Consider the following 14,314-nt stretch of genomic DNA (forward strand, 5'->3'; position numbering starts at 1 on the left):
GGGGGATTTTCCGGTCTGATCCTGCGGGCCTGTCAGAGGGGCAAATCAGCTCATGTTCGCCCTTTTTGACAGAATACCCAAAATCCGCGCACATGAAAGAAAAATGCGAACACGCACAGCTTTTCTAAGCAAAATCAAAGGGGGAAATCTGGGAGATATCGCTGAGATCTGCGATTTCTAAGCAAAGGTCCAGTTATTTTTAGGTTATATTATTCGTTACGGGCTGGGGCGATTTTTTTAGAGACCTGATTTCAAAGAGTTTTTGGAGGCTGGCCAAGGTCAAGGTGACTCTGATCCCACGTTGAAGTGACTCTGAAGCCCCGAAGAAGCGACTCTGATCCCCCGATCTGATCCGCGGCTGCTCTGGACGCGGCTTGGGGATATCTCTACCTTGGGTGTCACTGAAACCCCGAAACCAGAATCGCCCCGTTAGAGGGCGCTGACACCGAACATCAATCGGGGGCGGAGCGAGCATTATGGCGACAGGCACACCCACAGCAGCTGGGGCAGGGGGGGCGTATCTTCCCGCGCAGGAAAGCGGCGATTTCTTTGTCTGCGATCTGTTTGGGGCCAGCCCCAAGGATGATCTCGGGAGTATGGAACACCCGATCTTTTCGCTCGCCACCCGGCAGGATCGCCGGGTGCTGGCCTATGAGCATAACGGGGTCGAGGTCGAAGTGACGCCCAGCGTCAAGGGCCGCGCCACCATTCATGACAAGGACATCCTGATTTATTGCATCAGCCAGCTGATGGCGGGGCTGAATGCCGGGCGCGATGTGACGCGCAAGCTGACATTGACGGCGCATGATCTCTTGATGGCGACCCAGCGGGATACATCGGGGGATGCCTATCACCGGCTCAAGGAGGCGTTTGAGCGGCTCGCCGGCACCCGCATCACCACCAATATCAGCGTGGGCGATTACGAGACCACCAGCGGCTTTGGCCTGATCGAAAGCTGGGAGATCGTGCGCAAGACACGCGGCGGGCGCATGGTCTCGGTCACCGTGGTGCTCAGCGAATGGCTGTTTCGCGCGGTGCTGAACAAATCGGTGCTGACCCTGAGCCGGGATTATTTCAAATTGCGCAAACCGCTGGAGCGCCGGGTCTATGAGCTGGCGCGCAAACATTGCGGGCGCCAGCGTGACTGGCAGATCTCGATCCCGCTCTTGCACAAGAAAAGCGGCTCCAGCGCCCCGGTGCGGGTGTTTCGCGCCGCCATTCGCAAGATGATCGCCGCCGACCATCTGCCCGATTACCATCTCGAAGAGCTGGAGGGGGACATCCTGCGGGTGTCGCGCCGCGATATGGTGGTGGAAAGCGATCTGTCTGATGCGCCGATCCTCAGCGCCGATGCGCTGGAGGCCGGACGCGCCCTGTGGCCCGGTGCCGATATCTATGCGCTCGAAGCCGAGTGGCGCGCCTTTTGGGTCAGTTCGGGGCGGATTCGGCTGCAAGATGCCGACAAAGCCTTCCTGGGCTGGATCAAAACCCGAAAAGCGGGATAGAGTTTACATGTTTTACCACTGGGAGGCGTGGGGCGTGTCATGTTGCGATTCATACAAAAGCGGCTGCCAGGCCTCTTGGCCTTGGGGGTCTGGAGCCTTGTCTGGGCAAGCGCCGGGGCTGACCCGGTGAGCGCGCGTCCCGAACGTGCGGTGATCCTGCTGGGCTGCGCGCAGGCCTCTGACCCGATCTGTCAGGCGATGATCCAGGAATTGGCCCACAAGGCCCCGGGCCGGGTGCCGCGCATCGTGCCCCCCGGTCAGGACAGCCCATCCCGCCCCGGCGATCTGGGCCTGCGCTTGGAACAGCAGGCCCATCAGGCCCGGCTGCTGTGGATTGCGCGAAACAATCCTGACAATGTGAAAGATAAAGGCGCCTGGATCCCGCTAAAAGTCACGGAATCGCCGCTTTCCGTTGATAGGGCTCGCCAAACCGCCCGCGCCCTTTTGGGGCATTTCCCAGCGTTTCTTTCCGAGCTTGACGAGGGTCAGTCGGGAACGAAATAAGTAAGAACGCATTAACCATACGACCCGGTTCGACGAGAAAGTATCTTCCATGTGTACACTTTGCAGCGCCACCCAGACCTTTGATCCCGCCCGGCATACCGATGGCGAACCGGCTTTTGCGGTTGTGATCGAAGGGGCAGACGCCCCCAGCAATACCGGCACCCCCTATATGATGGCGGTTGGGGACACATTCGAGGGCAGCCTGTCCCTGAATGACAATGACTGGGTCGAGGTCAATCTGGTGGCGGGGCAGTCTTATACGCTTTCCATGAGCGGCTCTTCGGGCGGCGGTGGCACCCTGAGCGACAGCTATCTTTATCTGACCAACAGCGCGGGCACTGTGATCGCACAGAATGATGATGGCGGCACCGGGCGCGATTCCCTGATCACCTTTACCGCCACCGCCACAGGCACCTATTATCTGGTGGCCGAGGCCTATAGCCCGACCAGCCAAAGCGGCACCTATACGCTGGAAGTGCAGGCCACCACCGTGACAGGCCCCAGCGCGGGCACGTTGGATGAGCTGGCAGATTACCTGACCTCGGGATATTGGGGCGGGCAAGAGCGCAGCTTTGACACCTCGTCGAGCAATGTCATCACCGTCAATATCACCGCGCTGACCGCGGATGGCCAGCAACTGGCGCGTTGGGCTTTTGAGGCCTGGGAAATGGTGGCGGATATCGATTTTGTCGAGACCACCGGCAGCGCCGATATTACCTTTGATGACAACCAATCCGGGGCCTTTGCCAGCTCGAGCTTTGACGGCAATGGCAATATTATTTCCTCTGAGGTTAATGTCTCCGCCAGCTGGCTGGCAAGCTATGGCACCGGGATCGACAGCTATTCCTTCTCGACCTATGTGCATGAGATCGGCCATGCGCTGGGTCTGGGCCATCAGGGCGGCTATAATGGCAGCGCCTCTTATCCCAGTGACGCGACCTTTTCCAATGACAGCTATCAGGTCTCGGTCATGTCCTATTTCAGCCAGACCGACAATACGAGCGTCATTGCCAGCTATGCCGAACCGATTTCAGCCATGCTGGCGGATATCGTCGCCATTCAATCGCTCTATGGCGCGGCCGGGGCCGGCAGCGCCACGGCGGGCAATACCACCTGGGGCGAAGGCAGTTCCCTGGGCAATTATATCGACAGCCTGACCAATAGTGATGGCAATTATGGCGGCGGGGCGGTGGCCTTTACCGTCTATGATGCGGGCGGGATCGATCTGTTTGATTTCTCCTCCAGCACCCAGAACCAATTGATTGACCTGCGCGCCGAGCAGTTCTCCAATATCAATGGTCTGATCGGCAATGTCGGCATTGCCCGTGGCACGATCATCGAAAACGCGATGCTGGGATCGGGGGATGACACGATCATCGGCAACCAGGTGGCCAATGACATCAATGCCGGAGACGGCGCGGATTCGGTCAATGGCTATGGCGGCAATGACGAGATCGAAGGTGAAGGCGGCAATGACACGATCCTGGGCGGCTTTGGCTTTGACTCGATTGATGGTGGTTCCGGCGCGGACAGTCTTGATGGCGAAGGCAATGCTGACACCCTGAATGGCGGCGCAGGCAATGACACGCTGATCGGAGGCGTGGGTACGGACCACCTCTATGGGGGGGATGACAATGACAGCCTGCTCTCTGGCAGCGAGGCTGACCGCGTCTATGGCGGTGATGGCAATGATATCATCCGCGCGGGCACCAATATCGGCCTGTCGGTTGATGGCATCTGGGGCGAAGGCGGCGATGATACCTTGTTTGGTGAAGGGGGGTATGACCTGCTTTCGGGGGGCACCGGCAATGACCTGCTCTATGGCGGCAACCAGGCGGATAATCTCTATGGCGATGAAGGCAATGACACGCTTTATGGCGGCCAGGGGCTGGACCGGATGTTTGGTGGCGATGGCAATGACCTGGTGATCGATACGGATGGATCGGGCGGGCTGTTTGGCAATGCCGGCAATGACACGCTGCAATCGGGGGATGGCAATGACCGTTTCTTTGGCGGCATTGGCAATGATGTGATTTCCTCGGGGGGCGGTGTCGATACGATCTATGGCGGCGCAGGCTTTGACACGATCAATAGCGGCGCGGGCAATGACGTGATCTCGGGCAATTTCAACGCCGATACCTTTATCTTTGAGGATGGGCATGGCGTGGATACGATCACCGATTTCGATGCGACCTCGAGTCTTGAAAAGATCGATCTCAGTGCGGTTTCTGCCATCACCAGCCTGGCGGATCTCGACCTGAGCTCGGCCACAAGCGGTGCCGCCACCCAGGTCGGCGCAGATGTGGTGATCGACACAGGCAGTGGCAATTCCATCCGTCTGACCGGGGTGACCCTGTCCGACCTCGATGCTGGCGACTTTATCTTCTAAAGCGTTTGCTCGAAACGCTACAAAGCTGACATGATTGAGAGGGACGGCGTGTTTCCGCGCCCTCCCATGACGGGAAAATTTGCCGATTGCTCCCGCTCCTGTGGCTCTGCTCTTTACCTCTCGGAGCGGGCGGGATAGGCCCTTTGTCAGTTTAAAAAGGGCCCCGCAGACCATGAGCCATAAAACCTTTGGCAACCTGTTTCTCAGCATCGGCGCGATGAAGGCCGGGACAACCTGGCTTTACGCGGTTCTCGAGCGTCATCCGGCATTGCATTTCACGCCGGAGAAGGAAATTCACTATTTCTACCACCGCTATGTGAACAATCGCCATCTCAGCGAAGAGCGGCGGCTGGCCTCGGCGCGCGACCGTTACCTGTTCCGGTTTGACCCGCAAAAGACCCAGATCGATCGCGTGCGCTATAACCTGCATTGGGTGGCGCAATATCTGCAGCGCCCGGTGGATGATTTCTGGTATCGCAACCTGTTTGACATGCGCGACCAGCAGATCTGGGCCTGTGACTTTTCCAATCTGCACGCCCATATCCCGGCCGAAGCCTGGCCGACCATCTCCAATTCCAGCGACCGCTTGCGCGTGCTTTATACCATGCGTGACCCGCTGAAACGGCTGTGGAGCCATACCAAGTTCCACCTGCAGATGACCAATAGCCTGGACAAGTTGCAGAGCTGGAAGGCCAAGGATTACAACAAATTCGTGCGCCAGGCCCATATCTGGGAAAATGCCGAATATGGTGCGGTGCTGCGGCGGATGAAAAAGGGCCTGCGCGAAGACGAGCGCAAGGTGATCTTTTACGAGGACCTGCATGCCGATCAGCGCGGCACCCTGCGCAGCATCGAAGAGTTCCTTGACCTGCCGGCCTTTGATTACCCGCAACGCCTGCTGGAACGCCGCTTTACCGAAAGCGTGTCACACCCGATGCCTGATTTCTTCCCCGAACTCTTTGCCAAGGATATCGAACGCATCCGCGCCGAGATCGAGGCCGAAGGATTCACGCTACCGGCAAAGTGGGGCTGAAAAATGGGGGGTGACCGCCCCCGTTGCCGATAGGGGCGAACTCCTGCACGAGGGTCAGGCCCCATCCAGACTAGCGTTTGGTTGGGGTCGAGAAGGTCGGCAGTGCGGACAATGCTGCCACCCGGCACATGAATTGACAGAGCGCATTGTTACATCGATTTCTTTTTTATCGACATTCGCACACCGTGATAGAGCCTGCGAATTGTTGTGTAGAATTCGTCGCGATCATAGCCAGTTATTGTTGATAGCTCCTCTTCGCCAAGAGCCGCACTTGCCAGGCAACAAAGCACCAACGAATTCAGCTTGTCTTCGTAGCTGAGACTTTCAGGTGTTTGATGGGGGCTGACGCGAGTTTTTAGTTGTTCCACGTCTCTATCTTCAACTTTGTAGAACGACAGAGCCTCCTTGATCACGCGACCATCAAATCCCCCGCGTTCGTTAATTGCCCGCCTGATAATCGCAAGATCTTTCTTGTCGAGTGGCTTGCGGACTTCTTCATAGGAAACCCCAAAACTCTGTTTGCTACTTTGCGTCAACTGATCTGCCTCTAGTCAAAATTACTTTAACCTTAGCCTCATAATTGGATTCTCAAACCTCCATGAGGATTAGTCTGGACTCATAGCCGCCATTTTCCGCATCGCAGGGATATCGGCGTGTTTTTCAGATCATCCCAAAGGCTGGGTATGGTGGGGAGTCTAGGATTCGAACCTAGGTGGGTTGCCCCAGTGGATTTACAGTCCACCGCATTTGACCGCTCTGCCAACTCCCCTGAGTTGGTGTCTTGAGAGGTGGCCGATCCACTGCAGGCGCAGGCCAAATCAATCAAGACATGCACGAAAAGACATGCAAGATAGACATGGGGTCTGACGGTGAATGGGAAATATGAAACGTTCAGCCAGCGCCCATGGTCGGACGCTTGCGCGCCCGATTACGAGTAATAATACAGCTGGTGAGTCATCCGTTTCATACCGGGCTGATAACACTTGCCCTATAGCAGGGCAAGTGCCGTTGTGACGGTGCCTTAACGCCCAGCCCCGGGCAGGAAGAGGTCGGCGGCTTCGAACGCGTCGCGCATGGCCTGTTTGCCGCGCTCAAAGGAGAAGCTTTCAGCCATATAGGCGCGGGCATTCTCTGACATTTCCTGCCAGAGCGCATCATCGCTGTTGAGGCGGATGATGGCATCAACCCATTCCGCCGGGGTGCGCGCGATGAAACTGTCATGGCCATGGCGCAGCCCGATGCCTTCGGCGGCCACCGGGGTCAGCACGCAGGGCACGCCATGGGCCAGCGCCGAGAGCACCTTGCCCTTGATCCCGGCCCCTGACAGCAGCGGCGCCACAAAGACACGGTGCTGGTCATAGGCATCCGCCGCATCCTGGACAAAGCCGACCGGATCCAGCGCATCGCTTTTCAGCGCCTTGATTTCGTCGGTCATACGCGAACCATAGACCGAAAGAACCAGATCCTTTTCGCCGGGTTTCTGCGTCTTTTTATGGCGCGCGCTCACTTGCGGGAGAATTTCCCGCGCAAACCAGAGCAGCCCTTCGGCATTGGGATGGTGACGGAACCCGCCAAGGAAGGACAGGCCCGACCGCTCAGACAGGGCCGGAATGGTTTCGGGCACATCCACCACCCAGGGCGTGCGCAGGATCTTGGCGCTGCCTTCGGTATAGGCTTCGATCACCGAATGTTCGAATTCATTATAGGACAGCACCACATCCACCTGCTGGATGACGGCCATTTCCTCGTCCCGGGTCTTGCGCGCCGATTCCATACGCTCGGTATCGTTTGACACCCGCGCCGCGCGGATTTCGCGCAGGAAGTGCAGGTCGGCATTGTTGAACAGCACCCGCGCCTCGGGCACATGGGCGCGGATCTGCGCCAGCGAGTCATTGGCGACATAGAAACGGGTGATGTAGAAGGCATCAAAATCCGTCGCATGCTGGGCGAGGTAATCATTCACCGACATGTAGAAGGGGGCATAGATCACCTCGACCCCCATCTTTTGCAGATCCTCGGTATAGCTGCCGAGATGGGCGAGATTGGTGGGCAGGAAGGTGACCTTGTACCCCAGGGCCTGCACCAGCTTGATTTCCTGGATCGCCGCATAAGAGCCGGCATCCTGATCGGGGCGCGGGGTGGTGTAATCGATGAACAGCACCCGTCCGACAATGCCGCGATCCTTTTCCAGATCGGGCTTTTGCCCCTCATGGCCGAAATTGGCATAGGCCTCGGCCCAGCGGCGTTTGAATTTGGGGCGGTTGACCTCTTGGTAGCGTTTGAAGCCCGAGCCTTTGACATCGGTGCCCGAGGTCATGCCCTCATAGTGATAGATCACCGAGGAGGGGATGAACCAGGTGCTGTACCCGGCCTCGCGCACCTTGAAGGAGAAATCCGTATCCTCGAAATACATCGGTTCGAGATAGGACGAGAGGCCGCCAACCTCGTCCCAGATCGCCTTGGAGGTCATCAGCGCCGCACCGGACAGGTAATCCGCCTGACGGGCATAGCAGAAGCGTGGCGCATTGGGGTTCTGCCGGTTGCCATAGTTCCAGGGGTTGCCGCTGCCCCAGATGATGCCACCCGCATCCTGCAATTGCCCATTGGGATAGAGCAGTTTCGAGCCCACCAGCCCGACATTGTCAAAGCGCTCAAACCCGGCGATCAATTCGTCCAGCCAGCCGGTGGTGACCTCGACATCATTGTTCAAGAGCAACACGAATTTGCCCCGCGCCTTGTCCGCCCCGGCATTGCAGGCGCGGATGAAACGTTGGGCTTCGGCATTGTGGATCACCGTGATGCCCGAGACAAAGCTCTCAAGCTCGGCGGTTTCATCGGTTGAGGCATCATCGACCACGATGACCTCGAATGTGGCTGTGTTGCTGGCCAGCAGCAGGGAACACAGCGCCAGATAGGTCACCTCGACCTTGTTATGGGCGGGGATGACGATAGAGACATCGGGGCTGTCGACCTCAGGAAAGCTCAGCGGTTTGAGCTTGACCCGCTCATAGCCGCCCTCAAGCGTGGTGAGCGCATGGGAGAGCTGGGCAAAATCGGTCTGTGCATCGGCGCGCGCCAGCAGATCCTTGAGCGCCGCATAGCGCCGTCCGGTCTGGGCAAAGATCGCATCGGGGAAGGGCGCATTGGTTTCGCGCTGCAGGATGTCGGTTGGGGTCAGCAGGGCGGGAACCAGACATTGGCTGGCCCAATACGAGATCGAGCCGGAGGGGTCGCGCAGGCTGACATGATGGGTGTTGCCATCAAAATAGCATTCCGACAGGCGCACCGGCGTATGCCCGGCCTCGGCGACAAAGGCCTGATCGGGTTTGCCATCCACATACAGCACCATATCGCAGCGGGTCTGGCTTTGGATCACCAGCGTGTGGCCATATTCATCCTCGACGGTGATCTTGGGCGCGGCCTCGGCGGTGTGGCTGACGCTCTTGCGGTTCTGACGCACATGCAGGGTCTGCTCTGGCGCCAGGGTGTTGGGCAGCGGCGCCGACATCCAGACCCCGTCCGAGGGGATGTAATCGCCATAAATGAACAGCGGGCGCGCCTCGGAAAGCTTGCGCGTACGGCGTTTGTCGGCGCGGATATCGGCCAGGAAGATAAAGGGCTCGATCCCGGTGCCATCATCGATATAGCCCTGATATTCGACCGCAAATGTGACCTCGAGAAAGCCTTTCTTGCGGGGCAGGGGCACCATGACTTCCTGATAGCCCGAGAGATGCTTGCCGCCCAGATTGGCGGTGGCAAAAGGCACTTTGCGGGTTTCAACACCGCCGGTATCGGGATCCAGGATATTGACCCGCAGCACCGCATTGGCGCGGTGAATGCCCAGCCGGGCCTGGAAGAACAGATTGTCATGATCCGCATCCACCCGGATGGAGCGGTTGCATTCGATCACGCAGGGGCTGTTATATTCGGTGATCATCAGCTGCAGGGTCTGGCTGCCCGACAGGGTCCAATCCGACAGATCATTCACCCAGATCGCATAACGGTCGCCATTGGCCTGCTCACCGGGGATCGAGCGCATATCCGCCTGCAGGTTCTGCGTCACCAGCGGGCTGCCATAAACCGTCGCATAAAGATCCAGATCCGAGGCCGGGCAATCGGTCAGGGTGGTCTGGGCCGAGCCGATGACCAGATGGGTTGCGGCATCGGGATGTTTGGTGAAATTGGCAAAAACCTGCCCGTCAACGAGCAATAGGGTTCTCAGATCGGGAAGGCCGGTCGAGATAATCATGGATAGTACGATCCTCAAAGCCCAAGACGGGCGTCAATCAGTTCTAGGTTGCTTGCTTATGGCTAGGGTCAGCCTGGGCTTATTTACATGGCTCAGCATGGAAAAATACAAGGGATCAGTGGTTTGGATTTCGCCGGCAAGGCTGGTTGCCTTGACCAGAAAACCACGCCGCTGAGCTCATGTATTTCTCCTTGCCCTTCGGGTTCGTCGGATTTCGGCGCAATCTGCGTTATATACCCTTGAAAGACAACTGGTATTCCTGCGTGCATATGCCTTGCTTGAGCCGAAATCTGACGAGTTGAACCATGTAAATAAGCCCAGGCTGACCCTAATCACATCCGGATTGTCAGGTCTATTTGTCAAGAATGTCACGGTGATAGCGATTGAGCAGGAACAGGCCGGCAATCGCAAAGACCGCGCCGATGACAAACGGGTAGGCGATCGAGACATAGGAGGGGTGATAAAAGGAATAAAACCCGTCCCGCATGACGCCGTTGATATGCACCAGCGGGTTGTACCACAGGTAATCGGACCAGGGGCGGGGAATGGATTCAAACAGGAAGAACAGGCAGGAGATCATAAAGATCGGCCGGTTCATCACCGACCAGATGGTTTGCCAGACCGGATAGGCCAGGATCAGAAAGCTGTTCAGGGTGCCAACACCAAAAGCCATCGCCATGGCCATGGCATAGGCCAGGGTGATCTTGCCGAAATCCAGCGTCAGGGTCGGATCGAAAATCACAAAGATCCCCGCCATGACGACAAAATTCACCATCAGCTGGGTCAGCGTGTTCAACAGGAACCGCGCCAGCAGCGCATCGACAAAGGTCACGCGGGGATATTCCAGCAGGGCGCGGGAAAAGGCGATGGATTGCCCCAATTTGTTGGCCACATCAAAATAGAGCATGAACGGCAATAATCCGCTGGCATAGAAAACCGGGAAATTGGTGCCCAGAGGCGGGTCGCGAAACCCGGCGGAAAAGATCGCCGTCAGCAGGGCAATCCCGGCGATGGGTTCGAGCAAAGCCCAGATATATCCCCCCGGAGAGCGCCCATAGGTGGTCGACATCTCGCGCAGGATCAGTGCCATGACCGCCCGCTGGGTGGCGAACCGGGTGTGGATTTCGCGCAGCTCCGACGGCTCGTGACGGGCGGGGGCGCTCAGGCTGTCGCTCTGGGACATGATCCTGTGAAAACCTCAAGGTCTTGGCTTGCCCCTGCAAAGAGGCTTATTGTGACACCCATAACGCATACCCCCCATTTTAGGGGCAGGGAAGCAGAATATAGCGGAAGATTATGTCAGAGCAGAAGCCCGGCCCGAAACTGGTATCCCCCAAAGCGCCCGCGCCCGTCGCGCGGCCGGCCCCATCGGTGCAAGCCCCCAAACCGGGTCCTGCCGGTGCCATTGACCCGCCCGTGCGCCCCCCTGTGGCCCCGGCCAAGATCCGCTCGCGCCATCGTTTTGTCCTCTGGTCCTTTCTGCTGGTTGTGGTGGCGCCGCTTGCCCTGGTGGGCTGGTATCTCTGGACCCGGGCCGATGATCAATTTGCCTCGCATCTGGGGTTTTCGGTGCGCACCGAGGAAAACAGCTCGGCCATCGAATTGCTGGGCGGTATCACCGAACTGTCGGGCGGCAGTTCCTCGGATACGGATATTCTCTTTGCCTATCTCACCAGTCAGGAACTGGTGCGCCGGGTTGATGAACGGGTCGATCTGCGCGGCATCTGGGCCGGGCAGGGGCCGCATGGGCTGATGCAGGGGGATCCGGTCTTTGCCTTTGACGAAACCGGCACGATCGAGGATCTGCAAGAACATTGGGAACGTCAGGTCTCCATCGTCTATGACAGTGGTGCCGGGCTGATTGACCTGCGCATCCTGGCCTTCAGCCCCGAAGAGGCGCGCGCCATCGCCACGGTGCTGCTGGATGAATGTACGCGGATGATCAATGAATTGTCCGATATCGCCCGCGAGGATGCGATCAAATATGCAAGGGACGACCTTGAGGTCGCGGTGGAACGGCTCAAGACCGCGCGTCAGGCCTTGACCGAATTCCGCAACCGCACCCAGATTGTCGACCCCACCATCGACACCCAGAACCAGATGGGCCTGCTGGTCACCCTGCAACAGCAATTGGCCGAGGCTCTGATCGAGCTCGACCTGATGAGCGAGACCTCGCAGGAAAACAATCCGCGCGTCGCCCAGGCGCAGCGCCGGGTCGAGGTGATCAACAAGCGCATCGAGGCCGAGCGGCGCAATCTTGGCATCGGGACGTCGGATGAACAGGGCGAGGTTTTCGCCACCCTGGTCGGTGAATATGAGGGGCTGATCGTGGATCGCGAATTTGCCGAAGCCGCCTATACCACCGCCCTGGCCGGGTTTGACGCGGCCCAGGCGGCGGCGCGCAAACAAAGCCGCTATCTGGCCCCGCATGTGCGCCCGACCCTGGCGGAAAAGGCGGAATATCCCGAGCGGATCAAGATCTTTTTGCTGATCGAGGTGTTTTTGATCTTTGGCTGGGCGATTGCGGTTCTGGTCTATTACAGCCTGCGGGATCGCAAATAGGATCTGGCGATGATCAAACTTGACCGGTTGACCAAGATCTTTGCCATGCGCGGGGCCAATAAGGTGGTGGTCAAGGATCTCACCGCGGTGTTTCCCAGCGGCAAAAGCGTTGCGCTTTTGGGGCGCAACGGGGCGGGGAAATCGACCCTGTTACGCCTGATTTCCGGCTCTTTGCGCCCCAGTTCGGGGCGGGTTCTGTCCACGGGAACCATTTCCTATCCGGTGGGGTTTTCCGGCTCGTTCCATCCTCAGCTGACCGGGGCGCAAAACACCCGCTTTGTGGCGCGGATCTATGGGGTGGATACGGATGAGCTGGTGGATTACGTGCGCGATTTCGCCGAGCTGGGGCCGCATTTCTACATGCCGGTGCGCACCTATTCCTCGGGCATGAAATCGCGGCTGAGCTTTGGGGTCTCCATGGGCATCCCCTTTGACACCTATCTGGTCGATGAGGTGACATCGGTGGGAGACGGGGCGTTTCGCGCCAAAAGCGTCGCAGTGTTTGATGACCGCCGCGCCCGCGCCGGGGCCATCGTGGTCACCCATTCCCCCCCCATGGTCAAACGCATGTGCGACATGGCGGTGGTGCTGGAGAACGGCAAGGTGGTGTTTTACGACGATATCGACGCGGCGCTGGAGCATCACGAGGAAAACATGCAAAAGCCCAGACCGAAATAGGGGTATTCGGTGATGGGGGCTTTGTTATGCCTTGGCGCGGAATCAAGGCCTTTAGGCCGCCGCGCTATCGCCGTCCCGCCCCCCGGGATGGCGATTTTGCCGTCGTCTTGGTGAACACGGATGTTGGAGAATGCGCGACTGGGATAAAGTGGCAGAAACAGAGCTTTCTTCGCCAACCCGCAGGACGGCGATAGCGCGGCTTGGCACATCATACATCCAAAGGGGCAGGGATGCCTTAAGGTCCCTCCAACCACCCCGCCACCAGGGTGCGGGCCTGGGCGTCAAAGGCGTCCGAAGACCAGCGTTTGGCCCAATGGGCGCGGATGCTGCTGCTAAGCCTGTCGCGATCGCTCAGATAGCGGGCCAGCACCCCGTCAATGCGCCGGGCCTGGGCCTCGGGCTTTTTCTGGGTCAGGCGCAGCCCGATGGGCAGCCCCTCGAGCAGATCTGCCGATCCGTTGAAATCCGCCAGGATCAGCGGCAGCCCGGCCTCGCAGGCCTCAAGCGCGCCAATGGGCATGCCCTCATAGCGCGACAACAGCATATAGCCATCCGCCGCCGCCATAAGAGGGCGGATATCGGGCAGGGGGCCAAGGCAGCGAATGCGTGGGGCTGCCGTTCCGGCCAGCTTGCTGACCTGTTCGCGAAACGCCGGGCGATCGGTGCCAAAGCCACAGAGGCTGAGGGTGATGTCATCGGGCAGGTGGCGCATCAGGCGCAGGGCTGCTTCGTAATTCTTTTGAAAGCCGCAGCGCCCGGTCATCACCAGATGACGCCCCGGAATGTCACGGCGATCCGGCGCGGGCAGGGGGCCAAGACAAGACGCATTGCCCAGCACATGGGCGCGATGGGGCTGCAATGATCCGCCCAAAGCCCGCGTCATAATCTGCTGCTGTTCTGTGCTGAGAAAGACCAGATCCAGGGGCGGGCATTGGCTGAGCAAGCTGCGCTCGATCCGTTTGGAGACCAGCGCGGTTGAACGGCGATGACCCGGGCCAAAGGGCAGCCCGTGATAGGTCAGCGCGATGCGGGTGCCGGGCCGGGGGCGCCAATCGCCCGAGGCCAGCAATTGCCGCCCCAACAGCACCGGCAGGCGGGCATGCAGCCAAACGATATCGGGGCTTTCCTGCTGTAACAGAGACAAAAGCGCGCGTTTCCCGGCGCGCACGGCGGCGGGGTTCAACCGGCTGGCCAACCCGTGCAGCGCCACATGGCGCGCGCCATATTGGGACAGCTCGTGATAGCCGCCAGCATCGGCCTCGCTGGCGACGGTGATCCGGGCCTGCCCTTGCAGGGCGCGGGCCAGATCGCAGATATGGCGCGGCACGCCCGACGGGTGGCCATCACCGCCCACCAGCAGGATATGGGGCCGCGTATCGGGGGCGTTATGCATG

At 59.1% G+C, this 14,314-nt stretch carries 10 protein-coding genes and 1 tRNA gene; 6 read left to right on the forward strand and 5 right to left on the reverse strand.

The features are described 5' to 3' along the window. Window positions 1-476 precede the first annotated feature (476 nt). The 4 genes from CLV87_RS05585 (at window position 477) to CLV87_RS05600 (ending at window position 5,431) form a co-directional block, all read left to right on the forward strand. On the forward strand, window positions 477-1,505 hold the full coding sequence (locus tag CLV87_RS05585) for a replication initiator protein A (RefSeq protein WP_099242949.1): 1,029 nt from the start codon (window positions 477-479) through the stop codon (window positions 1,503-1,505). A 39-nt stretch (window positions 1,506-1,544) separates the two neighbouring features. Next, entirely contained in the window at window positions 1,545-2,009 is a 465-nt protein-coding gene (locus CLV87_RS05590; RefSeq protein WP_099242947.1) for a hypothetical protein, read from the forward strand. Window positions 2,010-2,058: 49 nt separating this feature from the next. Beyond that, window positions 2,059-4,398, forward strand: a complete 2,340-nt coding sequence (locus CLV87_RS05595; protein WP_099242945.1) for a M10 family metallopeptidase — start codon at window positions 2,059-2,061, stop codon at window positions 4,396-4,398. A 172-nt stretch (window positions 4,399-4,570) separates the two neighbouring features. Continuing rightward, window positions 4,571-5,431, forward strand: coding sequence for a sulfotransferase (locus CLV87_RS05600; protein ID WP_099242943.1), 861 nt, complete (start codon window positions 4,571-4,573; stop codon window positions 5,429-5,431). A gap of 149 nt (window positions 5,432-5,580) precedes the next feature. On the opposite strand, the gene CLV87_RS05605 is transcribed toward CLV87_RS05600, so the two are convergent. From CLV87_RS05605 to CLV87_RS05620, 4 genes are all read right to left on the reverse strand, one after another. Next, window positions 5,581-5,967, reverse strand: a complete 387-nt coding sequence (locus CLV87_RS05605; RefSeq protein ID WP_099242941.1) for a hypothetical protein — start codon at window positions 5,965-5,967, stop codon at window positions 5,581-5,583. A gap of 148 nt (window positions 5,968-6,115) precedes the next feature. Beyond that, a tRNA-Tyr gene (locus CLV87_RS05610) sits at window positions 6,116-6,200 on the reverse strand. Window positions 6,201-6,452: 252 nt separating this feature from the next. After that, the gene (locus CLV87_RS05615; protein ID WP_099242939.1) at window positions 6,453-9,680 is read right to left on the reverse strand and encodes a glycosyltransferase; all 3,228 of its coding nucleotides are present in this window, start codon (window positions 9,678-9,680) and stop codon (window positions 6,453-6,455) included. Between the two features lie 352 nt (window positions 9,681-10,032). Then, window positions 10,033-10,863, reverse strand: coding sequence for an ABC transporter permease (locus tag CLV87_RS05620; protein WP_099242937.1), 831 nt, complete (start codon window positions 10,861-10,863; stop codon window positions 10,033-10,035). 113 nt (window positions 10,864-10,976) lie between these two features. On the opposite strand from CLV87_RS05620, the gene CLV87_RS05625 reads away from it, so the two are divergent. Together CLV87_RS05625 and CLV87_RS05630 are read left to right on the forward strand one after the other, a co-directional pair. Continuing rightward, on the forward strand, window positions 10,977-12,242 hold the full coding sequence (locus CLV87_RS05625) for a capsule biosynthesis protein (RefSeq protein WP_235871853.1): 1,266 nt from the start codon (window positions 10,977-10,979) through the stop codon (window positions 12,240-12,242). Window positions 12,243-12,251: 9 nt separating this feature from the next. Next, entirely contained in the window at window positions 12,252-12,920 is a 669-nt protein-coding gene (locus CLV87_RS05630; RefSeq protein WP_099242935.1) for an ABC transporter ATP-binding protein, read from the forward strand. Between the two features lie 235 nt (window positions 12,921-13,155). Here CLV87_RS05630 and CLV87_RS05635 read toward each other — a convergent pair whose 3' ends face one another. Then, window positions 13,156-14,313, reverse strand: coding sequence for a glycosyltransferase family 4 protein (locus CLV87_RS05635; protein WP_099242934.1), 1,158 nt, complete (start codon window positions 14,311-14,313; stop codon window positions 13,156-13,158). Window position 14,314: the final 1 nt, after the last annotated feature.

Source organism: Pelagimonas phthalicica (assembly GCF_004364805.1).
Classification (GTDB): Bacteria; Pseudomonadota; Alphaproteobacteria; order Rhodobacterales; family Rhodobacteraceae; genus Pelagimonas; species Pelagimonas phthalicica.

Coding starts and splice junctions, on each gene's coding strand:
- CLV87_RS05585 (WP_099242949.1), top strand. CDS start 477: ATGGCGACAGGCACACCCACAGCAGCTGGGGCAGGGGGGGCGTATCTT.
- CLV87_RS05590 (WP_099242947.1), top strand. CDS start 1,545: ATGTTGCGATTCATACAAAAGCGGCTGCCAGGCCTCTTGGCCTTGGGG.
- CLV87_RS05595 (WP_099242945.1), top strand. CDS start 2,059: ATGTGTACACTTTGCAGCGCCACCCAGACCTTTGATCCCGCCCGGCAT.
- CLV87_RS05600 (WP_099242943.1), top strand. CDS start 4,571: ATGAGCCATAAAACCTTTGGCAACCTGTTTCTCAGCATCGGCGCGATG.
- CLV87_RS05615 (WP_099242939.1), bottom strand. CDS start 9,680: ATGATTATCTCGACCGGCCTTCCCGATCTGAGAACCCTATTGCTCGTT.
- CLV87_RS05620 (WP_099242937.1), bottom strand. CDS start 10,863: ATGTCCCAGAGCGACAGCCTGAGCGCCCCCGCCCGTCACGAGCCGTCG.
- CLV87_RS05625 (WP_235871853.1), top strand. CDS start 10,977: ATGTCAGAGCAGAAGCCCGGCCCGAAACTGGTATCCCCCAAAGCGCCC.
- CLV87_RS05630 (WP_099242935.1), top strand. CDS start 12,252: ATGATCAAACTTGACCGGTTGACCAAGATCTTTGCCATGCGCGGGGCC.
- CLV87_RS05635 (WP_099242934.1), bottom strand. CDS start 14,313: ATGCATAACGCCCCCGATACGCGGCCCCATATCCTGCTGGTGGGCGGT.